Genomic DNA, 22,273 nt, shown 5'->3' on the forward strand with positions numbered 1-22,273 from the left:
GCGCCCCGACCGTCGACCCGTGGGGGGATCGACGGCGGGGCGCTTCTCGCATGCTCAGGGTTACCTGTGGTGCGCTCCGCGCGGCCGCACGCCGCGCGGAGGAAAGCCTCGGGTCAGCGGGCTTCGACGGGGACGAAGTCGCGCAGGACCTCGCCGGTGTAGATCTGGCGCGGGCGACCGATGCGGGAACCCGGCTCCTTGATCATCTCGTGCCACTGGGCGATCCAGCCGGGAAGGCGGCCGAGCGCGAAAAGCACGGTGAACATCTCGGTGGGGAAGCCCATCGCCCGGTAGATGAGACCGGTGTAGAAGTCCACGTTCGGGTAGAGGTTGCGCTCGACGAAGTAGTCGTCGGCCAGCGCGTGCTCTTCCAGCTTGAGCGCGATGTCGAGCAGCTCGTCGCTCTTGCCGAGCGCCGAGAGGACGTCGTGGGCCGCCGCCTTGATGATCTTCGCCCGGGGGTCGAAGCTCTTGTAGACACGGTGTCCGAAGCCCATGAGGCGGACGCCGTCCTCTTTGTTCTTCACCTTGCGGATGAAGGCGTCGACGTCGCCGCCGTCGTTCTTGATGCCTTCCAGCATCTCGAGGACGGACTGGTTGGCGCCACCGTGCAGCGGACCCCACAGGGCCGAGATGCCGGCGGAGATCGAGGCGAACATGTTCGCCTGCGAGGAACCGACCAGGCGCACGGTCGAGGTGGAGCAGTTCTGCTCGTGGTCCGCGTGCAGGATCAGCAGCTTGTCGAGCGCGGAGACCACGACCGGGTCCAGGTCGTACTCCTGGGCCGGGACGGAGAAGGTCATGCGCAGGAAGTTCTCGACGTAGCCGAGGTCGTTGCGCGGGTAGACCACCGGGTGGCCGACCGACTTCTTGTACGCGTAGGCCGCGATCGTCGGGAGCTTGGCCAGCAGCCGGATCGTCGAGAGGTTGCGCTGCGTCTCGTCGAACGGGTTGTGGCTGTCCTGGTAGAACGTCGACAGCGCGCTGACCACGGAGGACAGCATCGCCATCGGGTGCGCGTCACGCGGGAAGCCGTCGTAGAAGCGCTTCACGTCCTCGTGCAGCAGCGTGTGCTGGGTGATGTCGTTGCGGAACGACGCGAGCTGGTCGACGGTCGGCAGCTCGCCGTTGATGAGCAGGTACGCGACCTCGATGAAGGTCGAACGCTCGGCGAGCTGCTCGATCGGGTAGCCGCGGTAGCGCAGGATGCCCTGCTCACCGTCGAGGTAGGTGATCGCGGACTTGTAGGCAGCGGTGTTGCCGTAGCCGCTGTCCAAGGTGACGAGCCCGGTCTGGGCCCGCAGCTTCGAGATGTCGAAGCCCTGGTCACCGACGGTGCTTTCGACCACCGGGTAGGTGTATTCACCGTCCGCGTACCGGAGTACTACAGAGTTGTCGCTCACGTCATCCCTCACCGACGTAGTGCCTCTTCTTCGAGGTGCCCTGACTGCCTCTACCTTCCCCCATTTGGCGCAGGAGAGTGCACTCGGGGTCGGCCTTTGGTGCTCTTGGCGGCACTGAGTGCCGCCAACCTGCTCATCCTGCCTCGCCGCGCCGGTTGCCGGAACCCCAAATGATCGATCATCTAGGTGATGTTTCCCACCGGTATCCGGCCGGACAGCCTGGCGGCGACCGCCGTGTACCTCCTGCCTGCGGAAACGGTACGCACCGCCTGACCGAGGGCCTTGCGGGACCCGACGAGGACGACCAGTTTCTTCGCCCTGGTCACCGCCGTGTAGAGCAAGTTGCGCTGGAGCATCATCCAGGCCCCGGTGGTGACGGGGATCACCACCGCCGGATATTCACTCCCCTGCGAACGGTGAATGGTGACGGCGTACGCGTGGGCCAGCTCGTCGAGCTCGCCGAATTCGTACACGATCTCCTCATCCTCCTCCGTCCGCACCGTCAGGCGCTGTTCGTCCGCGTCCAGGCCGGTGACCACGCCGACCGTGCCGTTGAAGACACCGTTGGCGCCCTTCTCGTAGTTGTTCCGGATCTGGGTCACCTTGTCGCCCACCCGGAAGACCCGGCCGCCGAACCTCTTCTCCGGCAGGTCGGGCCGGGCCGGGGTCATCGCCTGCTGGAGCAGTCCGTTGAGGTTCCCGGCGCCGGCCGGGCCGCGGTGCATCGGGGCGAGCACCTGGACGTCCCGCCGCGGGTCGAGCCCGAATCTGGCCGGAATCCTTCGGGCCGCCACGTCCACGGCCAGCACCGCCGCCGCCTCGGTGTCCTCCTCCGGGAAGAGGAAGAAGTCCGGCAGCCCGTCGGTGATCGGCGGCAACCCGGTGTTGATCCGGTGGGCGTTGGTGACCACGCCGGACTGCTGGGCCTGCCGGAAGATCCGGGTCAGGCGCACCGCCGGCACCGGGCCGTCCTCGGCCAGCAGGTCCCGCAGCACCTCCCCGGCGCCGACCGAGGGCAGCTGGTCCACATCGCCGACCAGCAGCAGGTGCGCCCCCGGCGCCACCGCCTTGACGAGCTTGTTGGCCAGAAGCAGGTCCAGCATCGAGGCCTCGTCCACCACGACCAGGTCCGCGTCCAGCGGCCGCTCCCGGTCGTACGCCGCGTCCCCGCCCGGCTTGAGCTCCAGCAGCCGGTGCACCGTGGAGGCCTCGGCCCCGGTGAGCTCGGCCAGCCGCTTAGCCGCCCGGCCGGTGGGCGCGGCCAGCACCACCTTGGCCTTCTTCGCCCGGGCCAGCTCCACGATGGAGCGCACGGTGAAGGATTTGCCGCAGCCCGGCCCGCCCGTGAGGACGGCGACCCGGCGGGTCAGCGCCAGCTTGACCGCGTCCCGCTGCTCGGGGGCGAGCGTGGCCCCCGTCCGCCCGGCGAGCCAGCCGAGGGCCTTCTCCCAGTCCACGTCCTGGAAGCCCGGCATCCGGTCGTCCTCGGCGTGCAGCAGCCGGCGTACCTGCCCCACCAGGGAGAGCTCGGCCCGGTGGAAGGGCACCAGGTACACGGCGGTCAGCGGCTCCGGTCCGCCCTGGGGATCCGGTACGGGCTCCCGTACGACCCCTTCCGGGTCGGCGGCCAGCTCGGCCAGGCAGTCGATCACCAGCCCGGTGTCCACCTGGAGCAGTTTGACCCCGTCGGCGATGAGCCGGTCCTCGGGGAGGAAGCAGTGCCCCTGGTCGGTGGACTGGGACAGGGCGTACTGGAGGCCGGCCTTGACCCGTTCGGGGCTGTCGTGCGGGATGCCGACGGCCTGGGCGATGCGGTCGGCGGTGAGGAAACCGATGCCCCACACGTCGGCCGCGAGCCGGTAGGGCTGGTTCTTCACCACGGAGATGGAGGCGTCGGCGTACTTCTTGTAGATGCGCACGGCGATGGAGGTGGAGACGCCGACGCCCTGGAGGAAGACCATGACCTCCTTGATGGCCTTCTGCTCCTCCCAGGCGGCGCCGATCAGCTTCGTCCGCTTGGGGCCGAGCCCGGGTACCTCGATCAGCCGCTTCGGCTCGCCCTCGATGACGTCGAGGGTGTCGGTGCCGAAGTGGTCGACGATCCGCTCGGCGATCTTCGGACCGATGCCCTTGATCAGGCCCGAGCCGAGGTAGCGGCGGATGCCCTGGATGGTCGCCGGAAGCACGGTCCGGTAGTTCTCCACGGTGAACTGCTTGCCGTATTGGGGGTGGGAGCCCCAGCGGCCCTCCATGCGCAGGGACTCGCCGGGCTGTGCGCCCAGCAGCGAGCCGACCACCGTGAGCAGGTCACCGCCGCCGCGGCCGGTGTCCACGCGGGCGACCGTGTACCCGCTCTCCTCGTTGGCGTAGGTGATGCGTTCGAGCACGCCGTCGACCACCGCCAGTTGCACCGCCCGCGGCGCCCCCTCTGCTGCTGCCATGACCCGAAAGTACCGGGTGGCGCCGACAGCGCGCCGGTCCTGTGGACAACGCGAAGGGGATGACGCGAGGGGACGACGCAACGCGGCGCGCGGCGGCAACGCAAAGGGGGTCCCGCCTCGCGGCCGGACCCCCTCACGGTTACCCCTCCCGTGTCGGACTTCCCGATCCCCCCAGATCCCTCCCCGGAAGCCCCGACGCACCATACGACCCCCGATACGCCCGCACGGTTGCACCCCGAGCCACAGCTTTATGTTTCCGTTACCAAATGCCTACTGAAGGTGCTGGCGAATCCCCACATAAGGAGTGTTTCAGGCGTGAGTGAATCTTCATTCCAGCACGAGGCCCGGGCGGTCTGCCGGCGAGATCCTCGGCGGCGGCAAGAAGCGGGCGGCAGGAAACCTCCCCTTCGAGGGGCCCACCGCCGCGCCCTCCGCCTAGAGTTGCCCCATGGCTGAGAGCGTGCGGCTCCGCGACCCGGAACCGGGGGACCTGGGGTGGATCGTGCAGCGCCACGGCGCGCTGTACGCCGCCGAGTACGGCTGGAACAGCGACTTCGAGGGCCTGGTCGCCCGGATCGTCGCGGACTTCGCCCAGGACCACGACCCCTACCTCGAACGGGTGTGGATCGCGGAGCTGGACGGCCGGCCCGTCGGCTCGGTGATGTGCGTACGGGAGGAGGGTGCGCCCGGCACCGCCCGGCTGCGGCTGCTCCTGGTCGACCGGGAGGGCCGCGGGCGCGGCGTCGGCACCCTGCTGGTCGACACCGTCGTGGCCTTCGCCCGTTCGGTCGGCTACCGCGAGCTGGTGCTGTGGACCAACGACGTGCTGACCGACGCCCGCGAGCTCTACCTGAAGGCCGGGTTCACCCTGATCGCGGAGCGGCCGAACCGCTCGTACGGGGTGAGCCTGACGGGACAGGACTGGCGGCTGCCGCTGCAGGAGGACCGGCCGCACTGAGCCCGGCCGGCGACGGCGCCCGCCGGGCCGCCCGCGCCGGGGCCAGCGAAGTCAGTGCCACCCCGCCCACCAGCAGTACGGCCGCCAGCCAGCGCGGCCCCGAGACGGACTCCCCGAGGACCAGGGCCGCCGAGGACATCCCGAAGACGGGGACCAGCAGCGAGAACGGGGCCACGGAGGAGGCCGGGTAGCGGCGCAGCAGGTAGCTCCAGGCGGCGAAGCCGAAGACGGTGGACACCCAGGCGACGTAGCCGATGACGGCCGCCCCGGACCAGTCCAGGGCCCGTAGCGCGGCCAGGTCCCGCTGCGGGCCCTCCAGCAGCAGCGAGAGCGCGAGCAGCGGCAGGACCGGGACCGTGCACACCCACACCATGAAGTTCAGGGCGTCGGGCGGGGCGGCCTTGCGGGTCAGGACGTTGGACACGCCCCAGCAGGCGGCGGCCGCCACGACCAGCGTGAAGCCGAGTACCGGTCCGGAGGTCCCGCCGTCCACCGCGGCGACCGCGATCCCGGCGAGCGCGACGGCCATCCCGAGCACGCGCACCCGGCCCGGACGCTCGCGCAGCACGACGGCGGCGAGGACGGCCGTGAAGACGGACTGGATCTGCAGCACGAGCGAGGACAGCCCGGCGGGCATGCCGGCGTCCATGCCGGTGAAGAGCAGGCCGAACTTGGCGACTCCGAGAGCGACCCCGACGCCGACGATCCACTTCCAGGCGGCCTTGGGCCGACCGACGAAGAACACGGCGGGCAGGGCGGCGACGAGGAAGCGCAGAGCGGACAGGAGCAGGGGCGGGAAGTGGTCGAGGCCGATCTCGATGACCACGAAGTTGAAGCCCCAGACGGCCGCGACGAGCACGGCGAGGGCGGTGTGTACGGGACGCATGCTCTGAGCATCGACCGCCTGATCATGTAGCACCAGCGCGGATGTCTTCCGTGATGGATGAAGCATTGCTTATGAATATGTGCGGTGCCACGATGGGGGCATGCTCGATCTCGCCCGGCTGCGCGCCCTGCACGCCGTCTCCGTCCACGGCTCGGTCGCCGGCGCGGCGGCCGCGCTCGGCTACACCCCCTCGGCGGTCTCCCAGCAGATCTCCAAGCTGGAACGGGAGACCCGCACCACCCTGCTGGAGCGGCGGGGGCGCGGCGTCGCGCTCACCGAGGAGGCCCGCCATCTGGCCGACGCGGCACAGGAGTTGCTGGCGATCGTGGAGCGCACCGAGACCACCTTGGAGGAGCGGCGCGGGCAGCCCAGCGGGCTGCTGACGGTGGCCGCGTTCGCCTCGGCGGCGCGCGGGCTGCTGCCGCGGGTACTGGCCGATCTGGCCCGCCGGCATCCGGCGCTGGACGTCCGGCTCACGGAGGTGGACCCGCACCTCTCCGTGGAACTGGTGGCCCGGGGAGTCACCGATCTGGCGGTGGCACACGACTGGGACATCGCCCCGCTGCCAGCGCCCGAGGGAATCGAGCAGGCGGTGATCGGGGACGATCTCTGCGACCTGGTGGTGCCGGCCGGGCATCCCTTCACCACGCGCCGGGTCATCCGGCGCTCCGACCTCGGCGGCGAGCGCTGGGTCTGCCAGCCGCCCGGCCGGGTCTGCCACGACTGGCTGGTACGGACCCTGCGCGCCGCCGGATTCGAGCCCGACATCGCGCACGTCGCGGAGGAGAACCACACCATCGTCGCGCTGGTCGCGGCCGGCCTCGGGGTGGCCGTCGTACCCCGCCTGGGCACCGGTGCGCTGCCGCCGGGGGCCGTGACGGTACCGCTGGAGCCGGGCCCCGTACGCCGGTTGTACGCCTTGTGGCGGACCGGGGCGGCTCGACGCCCCGCGATCACCGAGGCCGTACGGAGCCTGCAGGAGCACTGGGAGGGCCGGCGGGAGGCCTAGAGCGGGAGGCGGGAGGCCGAGGCATGGAGCGGGAGGCGGAGGCGTGACGGGAGGCGGCAGGCGGCAGGCGGCAGGCGGCAGGCGGCAGGCGGCAGGCGGCAGGCGGAGGCTTGACGGGAGGCGGCAGGCGGCAGGCGGAGGCCCGACGGGAGGCGGCAGGGTGCCTCGGCACTCTCGTCCGGGGGACCTTCCGAGTGTCCGTCACCCTCCGGGCGTACCCCGGCAGTAGGGTCCGGCGCGTGCCGTACCACGCCTCGCGCCGGAACCTGCTCGCCGCTGCCGCCATGGTCGCCGTCACGGGCGCCGGGGCGGCTTCAGCCGCGGCGGGCCCCCCTCACACCCCCGACGACTCGCGGCCCCCGGGCCCCCGCCCCGGCCGGGCGCGGCTGCGTGCCCTCGTGGACCGGATGAGCCTCGACGAGAAGATCGGGCAGCTCTTCGTCTCCCGGGCCTACGGGCATTCGGCGACCGATCCCGATCCGGCGGACGCCGAGCGGAACCTGGCGGCCTTCGGCGTGCGCACCGCCGCCGAGCTGGTCTCCCGCTACCACCTCGGCGGGGTCATCTACTTCGCCTGGGCCCACAACACCCGCGGCCCGCAGCAGATCTCCGCGCTCTCGGCCGGCCTCCAAGAGGCCGCCCTCACCGCCGGTGCCCGGATCCCCCTGCTGCTCTCCACCGACCAGGAGCACGGCGCCGTGGCCCGGATCGGCAAGCCCGCGACCCTGCTCCCGGGGGCGATGGCGCTCGGCGCGGCCGGCTCCCCCGCCCACGCCCGGCGGGCCGCGCGCATCGCGGGCTCCGAGCTGGCCGCCATGGGCATCCGGCAGGACTACGCGCCGGTGGCCGACGTGAACGTCAATCCGGCCAATCCGGTGATCGGTGTACGGTCCTTCGGCTCCGACCCGCAGGCCGCGGCCGAGCTGGTCGCCGCCCAGGTCCGCGGCTACCAGGGGGCCGGGGTCGCCGCCACCGCCAAGCACTTCCCGGGCCACGGGGACACCGAGACCGACAGCCATGTCGGGCTGCCGGTGATGCGGCACACCCGGGCCGCCTGGGAGGAGCTGGACGAGCCGCCCTTCCGGGCCGCGGTGGAGGCGGGCGTGGACGCCGTCATGACGGCGCACATCGTCTTCCCCGCGCTCGATCCATCGGGGGACCCGGCGACCCTCTCCCGGCCGATCGTCACCGGTCTGCTGCGCGAACGCCTCGGCTTCGAGGGGGTGGTGGTCACCGACGCCCTGGACATGGCCGGGGTCCGCCGGAAGTACGGGGACGACCGTGTGCCCGTACTGGCCCTGCTGGCGGGCTGCGACCAGCTGCTGAACGCGCCGGACCTGACGCTCGCGCAGCGCAGCGTGCGGGCGGCCGTCGAGTCGGGCGAACTGACGGAGGCGCGCATCGAGGAGTCGGTGTTGCGGATCCTGGAACTGAAGGCCCGCCGGGGACTGTTCGACGAGGCGTACACCACGGGCCGGGAGGTGGACGCCGTGGTGGGCACGCAGGAGCATCTCGACGCCGCCGACGCGATCGCGGCCGCCACGACGACCCTGCTGGCCAACCCCCGCGGGCTGGTGCCCTTCGATGCGACGGAAGAGCCACGCCTGCTGGTCACCGGGACGGACCCGGTCTCCCCCACAGGTACCACCGGCCCCCCTACGGCCGTACTGGCCCGGGAGCTGACCGCCCTGGGCTGCCGGGCCACCGCATTGCCGCCGGCCCGCGCCGTGGCCGCCGCGGCCGGTCACGCGGCCGTGCTGGTGTGCACGTACAACGTCCCTGAGGGCGAGAGTCCGCAACGCACGCTGGTGGCGGACCTGATCGCGACCGGCGTCCCGGTCATCACCGTGGCCGTCCGCAACCCGTACGACCCGGCCCGGCTGCCGGCCTGTGCGGCGGAGCTGGCGACGTACTCCTGGACGGACGTGGAGATGCGGGCGGCGGCCCGGGTGCTCACCGGGGCGCTGCGGCCCGTCGGCCGCCTCCCCGTCCCGGTGCCGGGCCGCTACCCGCTGGGCCACGGGCTGACGGGCTGACGCGCTGATCGCTCAGGCGCCTGCCCGCGGCCCGCGGCCCGCGTGTCCCGTCCGTTCAGGCTTCCCGGCTACGGCCGCAGCTGCTGCTCGCGCTCCGGGTCGCGCTGGTCGAGCTGCGCGTCCGGCGCCGCCAGCGGCGCCGCCTTGCCCGCGTCGGCGAGCGCGGCGGCCGGGGCCACCCCGGCCCACTGCAGGATCTTCGCGGTGGCGAGGGCCTTCTCGCCGTCCATCAGCTTGGCGACGTTCGCCCCGTGGTTGGCGCCCGGCGCGATCATCACGTAGCTGTCGCGCACCCCGTAGCCGAGGTGGAACGGCTCGGCGCCCCACGGGTCGTTCTGCCCGTACACGAAGAGCATCTGGTGGGCGTTGTTGCGCACCCACGTGTCCACGTCCGCCATCACCCCCGGCTGGAAGGTCATGGGGATGTCGCCGGGCACGAAGTTGCGCGGCGGCTGGTAGCCGTAGCGGCTCAGGCCCTTCAGGTGCGGCAGCTTGATGTCCGGGGACCCGAGCTGCGTACCCGCCTGGTAGTAGTACGGCGTGTACGTCTCCAGTCCCTGGTCGGCGTAGGCCGAGAAGCCGGAGATCGCGTCGATCGTGTCCCAGATCTGCTGGTCGCTCGCGGTGGCGGCGGCCGGGATCGAGGCGCAGTCGGCGAGCAGGCTGTACTGCCAGAAGGCCCACACGTAGTCGAGCACGACGGCCTCGTAGGCCTTGTCGAGGTCGCCGACGGTGGTGAAGGTCCAGCCGTTCTCGGCGGCGGCGACCGCGTACTTGGCCTCCAGCGGCTCACGGCGCACCAGGGCCTCGCGCTGGACCGCGTTCAGCTTGTCTCGGCACTCCTTGGTGCCGACCTTGGCGAAGAACCGGTCGTAGGCCGAGTCCTCGTTGTTGACGACGTCGTTGGGCGCGACGTACGCGACGACGCCGTCCATGTCGCGCGGGTAGAAGCGCTCGTAGTACGTCGCCGTCATGCCGCCCTTGCTGCCGCCCGTGGCCAGCCAGTTCTTCTTGTAGATCTTCTTCAGCGCGGTGAAGATGCGGTGCTGGTCACTGGCGGCCTGCCAGATGTCCAGGTTCGACCAGTTGGCCGGGTCGGGCCGGGACGGAGTGAAGAATCGATACTCCATGGACACCTGGTTGCCGTCGACAATGGTCGTCGGCTCACTGCGGCGCGGGCTGGTGCTGACGTTGTAGCCGGAGGTGAAGAACACCGACGGCCGCGAGACGTCCTTGTGCAACAGGGTCAGGCGCTGCTTGAAGGTGCCCTTCCACGGCTGCCGGTGGTCCACCGGCTGCTCGTAGTTCAGTACGAAGAAGCGGTAGCCGGGGTACGGCTTCTCCTCGATCAGGCTCATCCCGGGAATGCCGAGGATCTGGTCCTTGATGTCCGTGGCGGCCGCGGGCTGTGCGGCGGTGGCCGCTTGCGCCGTGGAGCCGACCGCGCCCATGGTGCCGATGAGCACCACGAGCGACAGCAGCCATCCGAGCGTCTTGCGCATTCACCCTCCCCTTGAGTTCACTTCGGTCGCCGTGAACCTAGCCGGGGCAACGCACCACTGACCAGACCTAGTTGGGCCTGTCCGTCAGCACAGAATCCAGCCGGAATCCACGGATCCGGCCCCTACGCCCCCCTTTACATAGACGCAGCGGTTGATCGCGCCCACAGTGACAGGGCCGGCATAGCGGGTGAATCCTCCCGCCTCGCGCACCGGGGCTCCGCCCCGCGGCTGGATGCTCACCGCCATCCGGCGCCGCTCGCCGGAGACCCTTGCCACGGTCATCGCGCAGGCCTGGTTGCGGCTCTTGTAGACCCGCACCTCACCCGTCTCGAACGCCACCGTCCGGGCCAGCCGGCCCCCACATCCCTCGGTCGCGGCCTGCGCCGCCGGCGGCGCGAACAGCCCGCCCGCGCACAGCCACAGTGCCGCCGCGAAAACCCCCAGGGACGCGACCCGTCGGCCGCGCCTCCTCCATGCCTGCAACACCCTGCCCCCCGATCGGTCATACGTACAGTGCACGCACGCTCGTACGACGCCCGAACCCCCCGGATGGTTGCCGCTCGGCCCCGCCGACACGGAGGCGCTGTTCCGCCGCATCGACGCGGACGGGGACGGGGACGGCTGTCTCACCGTCGACGAACTGCTCGACGCGGTACGCGAGTACTACACCGGCACCGACGAGGACGCCCCGGGGAACCTGCTGTTCGGCGAGTTCTGATCCCGGGGCGGCCCCTCCCTCTCGGTGCCCGCTCAGGCCGCGGCCCGCTCGTCCTCGCCGACGAAGGTGCGCCACAGCTCGGCGTACCGGCCGCCGCGCGCCAGGAGTTCGGTGTGGGTGCCGTCCTCGATCACCCGGCCGCGGTCCATGACCACGACCCGGTCGGCGCGCGCCGCGGTGGTCAGCCGGTGCGCGACCACCAGGGTGGTGCGCTTGCCGGCGAGCCGGTCGGTGGCGTGGTTGACCTGGGCCTCGGTGGCCAGGTCGAGGGCGGCGGTGGCCTCGTCGAGCAGCAGCACGTCCGGGTCGACGAGCTCGGCCCGGGCCAGTGCGATCAGCTGGCGCTGGCCCGCGGAGAGGTTGCGGCCCCGCTCGGCGACGGTGTGCAGGTAGCCGCCGTCGAGGGTGGCGATCATGTCGTGGGCGCCGACCGCGCGGGCGGCGGCCTCCACCTCGGCGTCGCTCGCACCGGGGCGCCCGTAGGCGATGGCGTCGCGGACGGTCCCCGGGAAGAGGTAGGCCTCCTGGGGGACGACGCCCAGCCGGTGGCGGTACGCCGTGAGGTCCAGCTCCCTTAGGTCCGCGCCGTCGGCGGTGACCCGGCCGGAGGTCGGATCGTAGAACCTGGCCACCATCTTGACCAGCGTGGACTTACCGGCTCCGGTCTCGCCGACGAAGGCGACGGTCTGCCCGGCGGGTATCCGCAGGCTGATCCCGGCCAGGGCCTCGCCCGTCTCGCCCCGCTCCTCGGCCGTCCCGTACTGGAAGCGGACGTTGTCGAAGACGATCTCCCCGACCGGCGTTTCCAGCGCGCGCGGCCGCTCGGGCAGCGGGGTGGTGGTGGGTTCGCGCAGCAGCCCCTGGATGCGGCCGAGGGCGACCGTCGCCTGCTGGTAGCCGTCGAAGACCTGGGAGAGCTGCTGGACGGGCGCGAAGAACAGGTCGATGTAGAGCAGGTACGCGACCAGCGCACCGGTGGTGAGCGTGCCGGCCTCCACCCGGCCCGCGCCCACGATCAGCACGGCCGCAGCGGCTCCCGAGGACAGCAGCTGCACGAAGGGGAAGTAGACGGATATCAGCCACTGGCCGCGGACCCGGGCCTCGCGGTACGAGTCGCTGCGCTCGGCGAAGCGCTTGGCGCCAGATCCCTCGCGGCGGAAGGCCTGGACGATGCGCAGGCCCGAGACGGACTCCTGGAGGTCGGCGTTGACCAGGCTGACCCGGTCGCGGGCGAGCTCGTAGGCGGCGACCGACCTGCGGCGGAACACGATCGTCCCGACGACCAGGACGGGCAGGGTCGCGAAGACGATCAGCGCGAGCTCGACGTCCAGGACGAGCAGCGCGATCAGGATGCCGAAGAAGGTGAAGACCGAGACCACGGCGGTGACGAGCCCGGTCTGCAGGAAGGAGCTCAGCGAGTCCACGTCCGTGGTCATCCGGGTCATGATTTTGCCGGTCAGCTCGCGCTCGTAGTAGTCGAGGCCGAGGCGCTGGAGCTGGGCGAAAATCTTGACGCGCAGCGCGTACAGCACGCGCTCGCCGGTACGGCCCGTCATGCGGGTCTCGGCGACCTGCGCGGCCCACTGCGCCACGACGACGGCGAGGGCGAGTCCGGCGGCCACCCAGACGGCGCCGAGCACGGCCTGCTCCACGCCCTGGTCGATGCCGTGCCGGATCAGGATCGGCAGCAGCAGTCCGGCCCCCGCGTCCGCGGCGACGAGGCCGAGGCTGATGGCGAGCGGCGCCCAGAACCCGTGGAGCAGCCGGCGCAGGCCGTAACTCTCCTCGGCGGAAGCGGCGCGGGTCTCGTCCACCTGTGGCAGGTCGTCGGCGGGCGGCAGCGCGGCCACCTGCGCGAGCAGTTCGGGGGTGGCGGGCATGCCGGCGACGGAGCCGGCCATGGAATGCCCTGCTCCGGGCGCGCCACCAGCGGCGGGGGCCGCTCCCGGGACGGCGGTGGCGGCGGCACCCTCGGCATCCTCCTGGCGGCGCCAGAGCTCGGGGGTGACCCCGCCGGCGACCCGGCGCTTGGCGTTGACGGGCTCCGAGTCGATCTCGGCTTCCAGCTCGATGCCGCGTTCGAGGTCCCGGTCGAGCTCGCGCTCGAACTCGGTCATCACCCGGGCGTCCGGGGTGCGCGGCGAGGCGGCGCCGAGCGCGTCCGGGTCGGTGAGCAGCCTGCGGTAGAGCGCGGACCGGCCCTCCAGCTGCTCGTGCGTCCCGATGTCGGCGAGCCGCCCGCGGTCGAGTACGGCGATCCGGTCGGCCAGCGCGAGCGTGGAGCGGCGGTGGGCGATCAGCAGGGTGGTGCGGCCCGCCATGACGGAGCGCAGGGCCTCGTGGATCTCGTGCTCGACGCGGGCGTCGACGGCGGAGGTGGCGTCGTCGAGGAGCAGCAGCCGGGGGTCGGTGAGGATGGCGCGGGCGAGGGCGATGCGCTGGCGCTGGCCGCCGGAAAGGGTGAGCCCCTGCTCGCCGACCTTGGTGTCGTACCCGGCGGGCAGGGCCTGGATGAACCCCTCGGCCTGGGCGGCCCGGGCCGCGGCCTCGATCTGCTCCTCCGTGGCGCCGGGGTGCCCGTAGGCGATGTTGGCGCGGATGGTGTCGGAGAAGAGGAAGGAGTCCTCGGGGACCAGGCCGATCGCGCCGCGCAGGGAGTCGTACGTCAGCTCGCGGACGTCGTGGCCGCCGACGCGGACGGTGCCGCCGTCGACGTCGTAGAAGCGGGGGAGCAGGAGCGCGACGGTGGACTTGCCGCTGCCCGACGACCCCACGACGGCGACGGTCTCGCCCTGGGCCACGGAGAGCGAGAACCCGTCCAGGACCGGCCGCTCGGGGTCGTAGCCGAAGTGGACGTCGTCGAACTCGACGGTGGCGGGCGCGTCGGCGGGCAGCTCGTGGGTGCCCTCGCGGATCTCGGGCTCGGTGTCGATGAGCTCGAACACGCGCTCCACGCCGGCTCGGGCCTGCTGTCCGACGGTGAGGACCATGGCGAGCATGCGGACGGGTCCGACGAGCTGGGCGAGGTAGGTGGAGAAGGCGACGAAGGTACCGAGGGTGACCTGGCCCTGGGTGGCCATCCAGCCGCCGAGGGCCAGCATGGCGACCTGGGCGAGCGCGGGGACGGCCTGGAGGGCGGGAGTGTAGCGGGAGTTGAGCCGGATGGTCCGCAACCGCCCGGCGAACAGCCGGCGGCCGGCCTCGCGCAGCTTGCCGGTCTCCTGCTCCTCCTGGCCGAAGCCCTTGACGACCCGGACACCGGTCACGGCCCCGTCGACGACGGTCGCGACGGCGGCGGCCTGGCCCTGGGCCCACCAGGTGGCGGGGAAGAGCTTCTTGCGGCTGCGCTTGGCTATGAACCACAGGGCGGGGGCCATGAGCAGGGCGACGAGGGTCAGCAGCGGCGAGAGCCAGAGCATGATCCCGAGGGACATCCCGAAGAGCAGGAAGTTCCCGATCGTCATGGGCAGCATGAAGAGCAGGCCCTGGATCAGCTGGAGGTCGCTGGTGGCGCGGCCGACGACCTGGCCGGTGTTCAGCTCGTCCTGCCGCCGCCCGTCGAGGCGGGCGATCGTGGCGTACATGTCGGTGCGCAGGTCGTGCTGCACGTCGAGGGCGAGCCGCCCGCCGTAGTACCTGCGTATGTAGGTCAGCACGTACACGAGCAGGGCCGCGGCTATGAGCATGCCGGCCCAGGGAGCCATGGGTTTGGTCTCGTTCCCGATGACCTCATCGATGATCACCTTGGTGACCAGCGGCACGACCGCCATGACGGCCATGCCGGCCAGCGAGGAGCCGAGCGCGAGCAGCACATTGGTCCTGTACCGCCAGGTGTAGGCCGCCAGCCGCTTGCCCCAGCCCTGTTTCTCCCCAGCCGCTGTCTCTGCCGCCGCCACGTGAGGCCTCCCCGTTCGTCCTGTCCTGCCGGAAGCGCCAACGCTCCGACCGGCGGATTTCATCCCGCCGCAACAATCGCACTGCCGTACGGCGGGGGCGCGTGGAGCGGGTCCGACCGGGACGGGAGGCGGGGCCGGACCTGTCAAGTCACGACTTTCCGGATCTGTAGCGGATGGGGTGCGCTGGCGATGCTGGAAGTCGGCCGCCCGCCGATCGCGGTGGCGCAGCGAAGGGATCGAGGGCCATGTCCGCTCACCACGAACACCCGACCGGCACCGGCACCGACACCGGCTTCATGCAGCGGACCGTCCGCTCCGTCGTCCCCTACGTCACCGCGTTCCTCGTCGCGCTGCTCGCGGCGAAGATCGTCGGACTGCTGACCGAAAACCCGTGGGCCCGGCTGGGGACGGCGCTGGGCGTGGCCGTGGTCAGCCTCCTCCTCCACACCTACGAGGACGCGGACGAGGCCGCCGACGGTCGGCATGGTGACTGACGGCTGAAGGCCTCGTCACCCTCAGCACGCGCGGCCCCGGTCAGGGGGCGGGCAGGGGCTTCACCACGGGGGGCTTCGCCAGCGGCTTGTTCTCGCAGCCGAGCGCCTCGGTGACGCGGCGGGTCATGAGGTACGTGAGGGTCATCCGCCGGTCCTTACCCGCCTGGTCCACCACATCCGCCCCGGTGGCAGGCATGACTGAGAAATAGGCGTCCGCCGAGAACCACACGTTCCGCGACTGCGCTCCGAGTTCACCAGGCAGATCGCACTGGACGAGCAGCGTGGAGCTGGACCCGCTCGTGCTCGTGACACCGCTTGCGCCGTTCAGTTCGTAGGACACCCCGTTGGAAGGGGGCCCCGGAGGTACCCGAGGGGACCAGCCGAAGGAGAAGGTCGCGCTGACGGCGCGATGCTCGTCTTCCACCCGGTAGCGGCATGCGGCGTTGAAGTACGAATTCTTGCCCGGCCGCATGCCCGGCAGTGCCCGTTTCACCTTGTCCACCAGCTCGCTCGTGGACTTGAAGGCCCTCGTCTCGAAGTCCTCGGTAGCGAGGATCTCCCGGATGAGCGCGTCTTCCTCCGAGGAAGCGCTGATCCCACACGGGTTCACAGCCTTCGCCTCGGAGCCGCCCGAGGTGCACGATGCCAGCATCACGGCACAGACGAGCGCAGCCGTCGAGCGTCCGAGAATCTTGAGCACGTCAGGGCCTGAGGTGTGCACGAGCAGCTTCCCGTCCGGTGGTGTATCCCTCGCCCGCCTCGTTCTTGGCGTGCGTGAACGCGGGATCGTCGTCGATCTTCCGCTCGCCTCCCCATGCATCGAGCAAGCGATTGGTCCCCTCCACACCCGCCGCGTAGTTCTTGCTGGATTCCTGCTTGCTCAGCTCTTCGGCCGCGTCCTTGACGTCCTTCACCCACTCGTACTTGAGGGAGTCGATCAACGAGCCACCGACCGTGCCCACGACCGGAATCTCACCGATGAGCCCGTTGGCGGCGGCAGCCGAATGCTCGGACGTGCCCTCCGCCCACTCCACCCGGTCGTCTTCCTTGTCCTTGTAGACGTCGGCCCCGATGCCGTTGAGGGCACCGGCCGCCACCCCGATGTCATGCGCACGGTTGTCCCAGTCAGCACTGACCGCATGCGGGGAGTCGGCCTTGTACGAGGCCGCGGTCGCGAGCTGGTCCGCCGAGTACGCCCGCTCCGCCTCGACCATCAGGGCGTAGGCCGGGCCGTCGTCCGCGATTCCGCGCATCACGCGGATCAGGCTGCCCTGGCCGACCGCGATCTGGGCATTGTCGCCCGAACCGTGGATGGAGTCGCGGCCCCCGACGTATCCCAGGTCGGAGTTCTGGCCGCCGAGGATCTCGTGGGTGTCGCTGACGTAGTCGACCAGCGCCTTCGCCATCGGCTGTTGCAGGCCCTCCAGGTCCTCCTTGAACTCGTCGCCCTTCATATCGGCGTCGAGCAGCTGGATCGCCTCGTGCATCACCCGCGCCTGGCCCTCGGTGTGGGGTCCCGGCGGGCCCAGCTTCTCGCCGTCCAAGTGGCCCGTGGCCGCCGCCTGGATGGCCGCGCCCAGGCCTGCCGTCTTGTCGCCCTGCATCTCCATCGGCTGGCCGACGCCGGTCGAGAACCAGGGGTCGGGCATCTCCCGGTCGTCGAGCATGTACTTCAGGTGCTCGTTCTTGTTGCCGGGCGCCTCGGGGTCGAGGAAGTACGTCGCCGAGTCCGGGTCCTTGGCCATGATGCCCAGCAGGCCGTCCAGCGGGTCGGAGACCAGGTTCGGGCGCTGGGAGTCCCATGCGTGGTCGTACATGTGCGGCTTCGACTTCTCGGCCTCGATCATGCCGTCGCCGAGGTCGTTGAGGAACTGCTTGCCGTAGCCGCTGCGTTCGCCATCACGGTGACGAGTGCCTGGTATCCGTACATCGGCCTCGCGCCCTTGTCGAGGAGCTGCGCGCCCTGCTCCTTGAGCCCGTCGACGAACGGCTTGTAGGCGTAGCTGGCCGGATCCTTGGTGCCCGAGGCGATCGTCCCCGCGAGGCCGGAATTGATCGACTCGTAGAGCTTCTTGTCGGCCGCCGACGTGCCGCGGTCGTTGGACGCCAGGTTCATCTGGTCGGCCAGCAGCAGCGTGTCCTTCGGCCCCAGCGCGTGCAGGTACGCCTCGCCGAAGTGCTGGTCCCCGGAGTTCTGCTTGAGGACGTCGTTGTAGTGCCGCAGCTCCTCCGGCGAGGCCTTGCCGTCGCGGATCTTCTGGGTGAGGGCCAGCGCCTCCACGGCCTCGACGTCGTTGACGGGCTTGGAGTTGAAGCCGAACATCGCGGTCCCGTCGGCCCCCGACGCGTTCAGCAGGGCCGTCTTGACGTCCTGGTCGAACTCCGTGATCGCCTTGACCGAGTCGCCGATCCGGCTCGTCCAGGACCGCTCGATCTCCGGGAGGTCGGGGTCGTGGCGGATCGCGTTCACGGAGGCCGGGTCGGCCTTGCTGAAGTCGTAGCTCGCGATGCCGGCGTCCGACACCTTCATGCCGGCGGTCTTGGCGTCCGCCACGGCCGACACCACTCGGCCCTTGAGGTCGGTCAGCCGGGAGTGCGCGTCACGGAGCAGGGACTCCATGGCCAGCGCCTCCTTCTGAGCCGCCGCGAACTCCCGGCGCGTCATGGAGGACTGGGTGGCGGCGGCCTGCTGGCTGGAGCCCAGCCAGCCGTTGCCCGAGGAGACGCTCTGCACCTCGTCCTTGTAGACGTCCTCCATCGTCTTGAACTGCCTCGCCATGTCCTTCCAACCGTCGGCGGCGGTGGTGAGCGCGGAGAGGTCCGTCTGCATGACTTCGGTGTAGTTCGGCACGGCTCTCCCTAGACTCCGGTGACTTTGGACTGCACGGGCTGGAAGCTGCTGCCCGTCAGCTGATCGGTTCCGGAGAGGAGCGTCGAAGCCCCGCGCAGTCCCGTCTTCTCCGAGTTCAGGCGCCCCATCAGGCGCTTCACCTGGTCGTCCCAGTGCGTGTGCGCCTTCGACAGGCCTGCCGCCGTCGCCCAGCCGCTGAAGGCCTTGACCGCGTTCTTGGTGGGCTCGTCGGCCGCGTCCGCCGCCTTCGTGGTGCCGGGCTGCAGGACGTTCTCGATGGTGTTGGCCGCCTTCTTCTTCTCGGGCGGGGTGATGGCCAGCACCCCGTACCCGGCACCGGCGCCGGGCGCCGGGGAGCCGCCCTGGTCGGCGGGGAGCTGGTTCAACCGCATCTGCGGCGACGGGTCGGCGGACCCGGCGGCCGCCTGCTTGTGCCGGCCCCATTCTTCCTCGAACGACACTGCTCCCCTCGTGCTCCGCCAACGCCTGATCGTGACCACCCTAACCAGCCCGCGGACGCCCCTAGAGGTGGGTCGGAGCGAACATCCGCAGTTTGGCCGGAAGGACCACCACCGAGGGGCCCGGGGTCGCCAGTGCCTTCTTGAGGTCGGCGGTCAGCGACTCCGCGGTCGTGGTGGCGGCCGGGACGCCGAAGGACTGGGCCAGGGCCACGAAGTCGGGGCCGGCCAGCTCGGTGCCCGTCCCGCAGCCGTACTCGCGCAGGATGCCGTAGCCCCCGTCGTCCACGATCAGCCAGGTGACGTCGAGGTCGTACTGCTTCGCCGTGGCCAGGTCCGCGACCGAGTACATCGCGCCGCCGTCGCCGGACACCGCCAGCACCGGGGTGCCCGGTTCCGCCACGCACGCGCCGAGGGCCGCCGGGAAGGCGTAGCCGAGGCCGCCCGCGCCCTGGGCCGAGTGCATGGTGTTGGGGTGCTTGGGGTCGAAGGCGGACCAGGCCCAATAGGAGAGGATCGTCATGTCCCAGAAGGACGGGGAGCGGGCCGGGAGAGCGGCCCGGATCGAGCCGAGCAGTTCCTGCTCCAGGGCCACGTCCTGGGTGGCGAGGCGGGCCGCGATGTCCGCCAGCACGGCGCGGACCCGCTCGGGGGCACCGGCGTCCTCGCGCTCGGCCACCGTCTCCAGCAGGGCCTGCAGCGCCAGGCGGGCGTCGGCGTGGATGCCGAGGCCGGCGTGGTTCGACTCCAGCTTGCCGAGGTCCGCCTCGATCTGGACGACCCGGCCCGTCGGGAAGAACGTGTGGTAGTTCGACGAGAGCTCACCGAGGCCCGAGCCGACCACCAGCAGGACGTCCGCGTCCTCCAGGAAGTCGGTCATGTGGCGGTCCTCCAGCCAGGACTGGAGGGAGAGCGGATGGGTCCACGGGAAGGCGCCCTTGCCGCCGAAGGTGGTGACGACGGGTGCGTTCAGGCGCTCCGCGAGCTGCTTGAGCTTGCCCGCCGCGTCCGAGCGGACGACACCGCCGCCCGCGATGATCACCGGGCGGGTGGCGTTCTCCAGCCAGTGGGCGGCGAGCGCCGTCAGCTCGGGCCGCGGGGCGAGCTCGTGCGGGGTCGCGTCCACGCCCGTGACCTGCGGGATGACGGTCTCGGCCCGCAGCACGTCCTCGGAGATCTCGACGAACACCGGGCCGTGCGGGGCGGTCAGGGCCGACTCCCAGGCCTCCGCGATCACGGAGGGGATCTGGGAGGGGGTGCGGACCGTGTGGACGGACTTGACCACGTCCCGGAAGGACGCCGACTGGTCCCGCAGCTCGTGCAGGTGCCCGCGCCGCCCGCCGCCCAGGCCCGCCACCGGGACCTGGGAGGAGATCGCGAGGACCGGGGCCGAGGCGGCCGCCGCCTCCGCCAGGGCGGGCAGCGCCATCAGCGCGCCCGGGCCGGTGGAGAGCAGCAGCGGCACCGCCTCGCCCGTGATCCGGCCGTAGGCGTCGGCCGCGAAGCCGGCGTTGTTCTCCGTACGCAGCCCCACGAGGCGCAGGTCGGAGCGGCCGACCGCGTCGAAGAGGGCGAGCGCGTGCTGGCCGGGCAGACCGAAGACGGTGGTCGCGCCGAGGCCGCGCAGCGTTTCCACGACCAGGTCCCCGCCCGTCCGCCCCGGCGGCGGCGCGAGCGCGGCCGCCTTCTGGGCTTCGGTGGGGCGGAGTACCAGGTCGTGGTCGTGCGTCACTTCGCTTACTTGCCCTTCGCCTGCGCGATCTGTCGCGACATGATCGTCGTCAGCTCGTACGCGGTGTGCGAGGCCGCGACCGAGGTGATCTCGGCGTGATCGTACGCCGGGGCGACCTCGACGACGTCGGCGGAAACGAGGTTGCAGGAGGACAGACCGCGGATGATCTCCAGCAGCTCGCGGGAGGTCATGCCGCCCGCCTCCGGGGTGCCGGTGCCGGGCGCGTGCGCCGGGTCGAGCACGTCGATGTCGATGGAGATGTACAGCGGGCGGTCGCCGATGCGCTGGCGCAGCTGGTCGGCCACCTCGTCGGCGCCGCGGCGGTAGACGTCGGCCGAGGTGACGATGCCGAAGCCCATCTTGGCGTCGTCGTCCAGGTCCTGCTTGCCGTACAGCGGGCCGCGCGTACCGACGTGCGAGAGCGCCTCGGTGTCGAGGATGCCCTCCTCGACGGCGCGGCGGAACGGGGTGCCGTGGGTGTACTCGGCGCCGAAGTAGGTGTCCCAGGTGTCCAGGTGCGCGTCGAAGTGGAGCAGCGCGACGGGGCCGTGCTTCTTCGCGACGGAGCGGAGCAGCGGGAGGGCGATGGTGTGGTCGCCGCCCAGGGTCATCAGGCGGGAGCCGGCGGACAGCAGCTCGTCGGCGGCGGCCTCGACCGTCTCGACGGCCTCGTTGATGTTGAAGGGGTTCACGGCGATGTCGCCGGCGTCGGCGACCTGGGCGAGCGCGAACGGGGAGGCGTCCTGGGCCGGGTTGTACGGGCGCAGCAGGCGCGACGCCTCGCGGATGGCGTTGCCGCCGAAGCGGGCGCCGGGGCGGTAGGACACGCCGGAGTCGAAGGGCACGCCGACGACGGCGACGTCGGCGGAGCCGACCTCGTCGAGGCGGGGCAGTCGGGCGAAGGTCGCCGGGCCCGCGTAGCGCGGGATGCGGGAGGAGTCGACGGGGCCGCGCGGCTGCGTGCTCATGGCTGTGCCTCTTTCTCTGGCCTGACGTGTGCGGTACTTCGAGCGTAAGCGGGCCACCCGGGGGTGGGGAGTGTACGTTTCATCCATCCGGCAGAGCTGAAATGTACGGAGTATCCATGTCCGGTCCTCCCGGTCCTCCCGGGCTCGGTCCATCCGCCGCTCCCCGCGATCCGGAGTACGGCAACGGCCCCGCCGGCCCCGCCGGACCTGCCGGGCCTGCCGGGCCCGCCGGGCCTGCCGGGCCTGCCGGGCCCGCCGGGCCCGCCGGGGAGCCGCTCACCCCGCCGGTGCTCCTCGCCGCGCTGCTGGGTGACCGGGAACTCGGTCTGCGCCACCGGGCCGGGCCGGCCACGGCCGGGGTGCACGGGGTGCACGCCTCCGAGATGCCCGACCCCTCCCCGTACCTGCTCGGCGGTGAGCTGCTGTTGACCGCCGGGGCGGGTCCCGCCGACGACCCCGACGGCTACGTGGCCCGGCTGGCCGGGGCGGGGGCGGCCGCGCTCGGCTTCGGTGTGGCCCCGGTGCACGAGGAGGTGCCGGCCGCGCTGGCCGAGGCCTGCGCCCGGCACGGGCTGCCGCTGCTGGAGGTCCCGCCGCGGACCCCCTTCTCGGCGGTCGCCCGCGCGGTGGGGCGGCTGATGGCGGAGGCCCGGACCCGGGAGCTGCGCCGGGTCACCGAGGCCCAGCAGGCCCTGGCGGCGGCCGCGGCCCGCCCCGACCCGGTCCCCGCGGTGCTGGCCAGGCTCGCGGCGAGCCTGGGCGGCTCGGTCGCCCTGTGGCCGGGCGGCCGGGCGGCGGGCCCGGAGCTGCCGGCTCCGGCCTGGGAGGCCCTGTCCGCGCTGCTGGCCCGGGTGGGCCGCGAGGGCGGGCCCGCCACCGCCACCGACCGGGCGGGCGGACATCACCTGGCCGCCTACGCCC

General features: G+C 71.7%; 17 protein-coding genes and 1 pseudogene. 6 read left to right on the forward strand and 12 right to left on the reverse strand.

Annotated elements, in window-relative coordinates:
- Positions 1-113 precede the first annotated feature (113 nt).
- Together ACWGIU_RS04905 and recD2 are read right to left on the reverse strand one after the other, a co-directional pair.
- Complete coding sequence (locus tag ACWGIU_RS04905) at positions 114-1,403, reverse strand: citrate synthase (protein WP_030716028.1); 1,290 nt, start codon at positions 1,401-1,403, stop codon at positions 114-116.
- Positions 1,404-1,585: 182 nt separating this feature from the next.
- Complete coding sequence (gene recD2 / locus ACWGIU_RS04910) at positions 1,586-3,844, reverse strand: SF1B family DNA helicase RecD2 (RefSeq protein WP_453702474.1); 2,259 nt, start codon at positions 3,842-3,844, stop codon at positions 1,586-1,588.
- 445 nt (positions 3,845-4,289) lie between these two features.
- On the opposite strand from recD2, the pseudogene ACWGIU_RS04915 reads away from it, so the two are divergent.
- Positions 4,290-4,802: pseudogene (locus tag ACWGIU_RS04915) on the forward strand (GNAT family N-acetyltransferase); the annotation flags it as partial.
- Here ACWGIU_RS04915 and ACWGIU_RS04920 read toward each other — a convergent pair.
- Positions 4,708-5,688, reverse strand: a complete 981-nt coding sequence (locus tag ACWGIU_RS04920; protein WP_453702476.1) for an EamA family transporter — start codon at positions 5,686-5,688, stop codon at positions 4,708-4,710. The pseudogene ACWGIU_RS04915 and the gene ACWGIU_RS04920 overlap by 95 nt on opposite strands.
- Before the next feature lie 100 nt (positions 5,689-5,788).
- On the opposite strand from ACWGIU_RS04920, the gene ACWGIU_RS04925 reads away from it, so the two are divergent.
- Both ACWGIU_RS04925 and ACWGIU_RS04930 read left to right on the forward strand, forming a co-directional pair.
- The gene (locus ACWGIU_RS04925; RefSeq protein ID WP_453702478.1) at positions 5,789-6,697 is read left to right on the forward strand and encodes a LysR substrate-binding domain-containing protein; all 909 of its coding nucleotides are present in this window, start codon (positions 5,789-5,791) and stop codon (positions 6,695-6,697) included.
- 284 nt (positions 6,698-6,981) lie between these two features.
- Entirely contained in the window at positions 6,982-8,733 is a 1,752-nt protein-coding gene (locus ACWGIU_RS04930; protein ID WP_453702502.1) for a glycoside hydrolase family 3 N-terminal domain-containing protein, read from the forward strand.
- A gap of 68 nt (positions 8,734-8,801) precedes the next feature.
- Here ACWGIU_RS04930 and ACWGIU_RS04935 read toward each other — a convergent pair whose 3' ends face one another.
- Together ACWGIU_RS04935 and ACWGIU_RS04940 are read right to left on the reverse strand one after the other, a co-directional pair.
- A complete protein-coding gene (locus tag ACWGIU_RS04935; RefSeq protein ID WP_453702480.1) occupies positions 8,802-10,235 on the reverse strand; it encodes a S28 family serine protease in 1,434 nt (477 codons plus the stop codon).
- Between the two features lie 84 nt (positions 10,236-10,319).
- The gene (locus ACWGIU_RS04940; RefSeq protein WP_453702482.1) at positions 10,320-10,718 is read right to left on the reverse strand and encodes a hypothetical protein; all 399 of its coding nucleotides are present in this window, start codon (positions 10,716-10,718) and stop codon (positions 10,320-10,322) included.
- Between the two features lie 70 nt (positions 10,719-10,788).
- Between ACWGIU_RS04940 and ACWGIU_RS04945 the strand changes: the two genes are divergently transcribed.
- Entirely contained in the window at positions 10,789-10,953 is a 165-nt protein-coding gene (locus ACWGIU_RS04945; RefSeq protein WP_453702484.1) for a hypothetical protein, read from the forward strand.
- Between the two features lie 32 nt (positions 10,954-10,985).
- Here the strand turns inward: ACWGIU_RS04945 and ACWGIU_RS04950 are convergent, their stop codons facing one another.
- Complete coding sequence (locus ACWGIU_RS04950) at positions 10,986-14,849, reverse strand: ABC transporter ATP-binding protein (RefSeq protein WP_453702486.1); 3,864 nt, start codon at positions 14,847-14,849, stop codon at positions 10,986-10,988.
- A gap of 245 nt (positions 14,850-15,094) precedes the next feature.
- On the opposite strand from ACWGIU_RS04950, the gene ACWGIU_RS04955 reads away from it, so the two are divergent.
- Complete coding sequence (locus tag ACWGIU_RS04955; RefSeq protein WP_453702488.1) at positions 15,095-15,343, forward strand: hypothetical protein; 249 nt, start codon at positions 15,095-15,097, stop codon at positions 15,341-15,343.
- Positions 15,344-15,383: 40 nt separating this feature from the next.
- On the opposite strand, the gene ACWGIU_RS04960 is transcribed toward ACWGIU_RS04955, so the two are convergent.
- From ACWGIU_RS04960 to speB, 6 genes are all read right to left on the reverse strand, one after another.
- Positions 15,384-16,043 (reverse strand): hypothetical protein, encoded by a 660-nt coding sequence (locus tag ACWGIU_RS04960; RefSeq protein ID WP_453702490.1) that lies wholly within the window; start codon positions 16,041-16,043, stop codon positions 15,384-15,386.
- 1 nt (position 16,044) lies between these two features.
- Entirely contained in the window at positions 16,045-17,190 is a 1,146-nt protein-coding gene (locus ACWGIU_RS04965; RefSeq protein ID WP_453702492.1) for a hypothetical protein, read from the reverse strand.
- Complete coding sequence (locus ACWGIU_RS04970) at positions 17,187-18,194, reverse strand: hypothetical protein (protein ID WP_453702494.1); 1,008 nt, start codon at positions 18,192-18,194, stop codon at positions 17,187-17,189. The genes ACWGIU_RS04965 and ACWGIU_RS04970 overlap by 4 nt, the downstream gene beginning before the upstream one ends.
- Positions 18,195-18,202: 8 nt before the next feature.
- Positions 18,203-18,655: a hypothetical protein gene (locus tag ACWGIU_RS04975; protein ID WP_453702496.1), complete on the reverse strand. Its 453-nt coding sequence runs from the start codon at positions 18,653-18,655 to the stop codon at positions 18,203-18,205.
- A 61-nt stretch (positions 18,656-18,716) separates the two neighbouring features.
- Positions 18,717-20,384, reverse strand: a complete 1,668-nt coding sequence (locus tag ACWGIU_RS04980) for a thiamine pyrophosphate-binding protein (RefSeq protein WP_453702498.1) — start codon at positions 20,382-20,384, stop codon at positions 18,717-18,719.
- 5 nt (positions 20,385-20,389) lie between these two features.
- On the reverse strand, positions 20,390-21,352 hold the full coding sequence (speB, locus tag ACWGIU_RS04985; RefSeq protein WP_327262591.1) for an agmatinase: 963 nt from the start codon (positions 21,350-21,352) through the stop codon (positions 20,390-20,392).
- Between the two features lie 116 nt (positions 21,353-21,468).
- Between speB and ACWGIU_RS04990 the strand changes: the two genes are divergently transcribed.
- The coding region (locus tag ACWGIU_RS04990; protein ID WP_453702500.1) for a PucR family transcriptional regulator ligand-binding domain-containing protein at positions 21,469-22,273 on the forward strand (805 nt) is incomplete at its 3' end.

The sequence above is a fragment of the Streptomyces sp. NPDC054840 genome, from assembly GCF_053611065.1.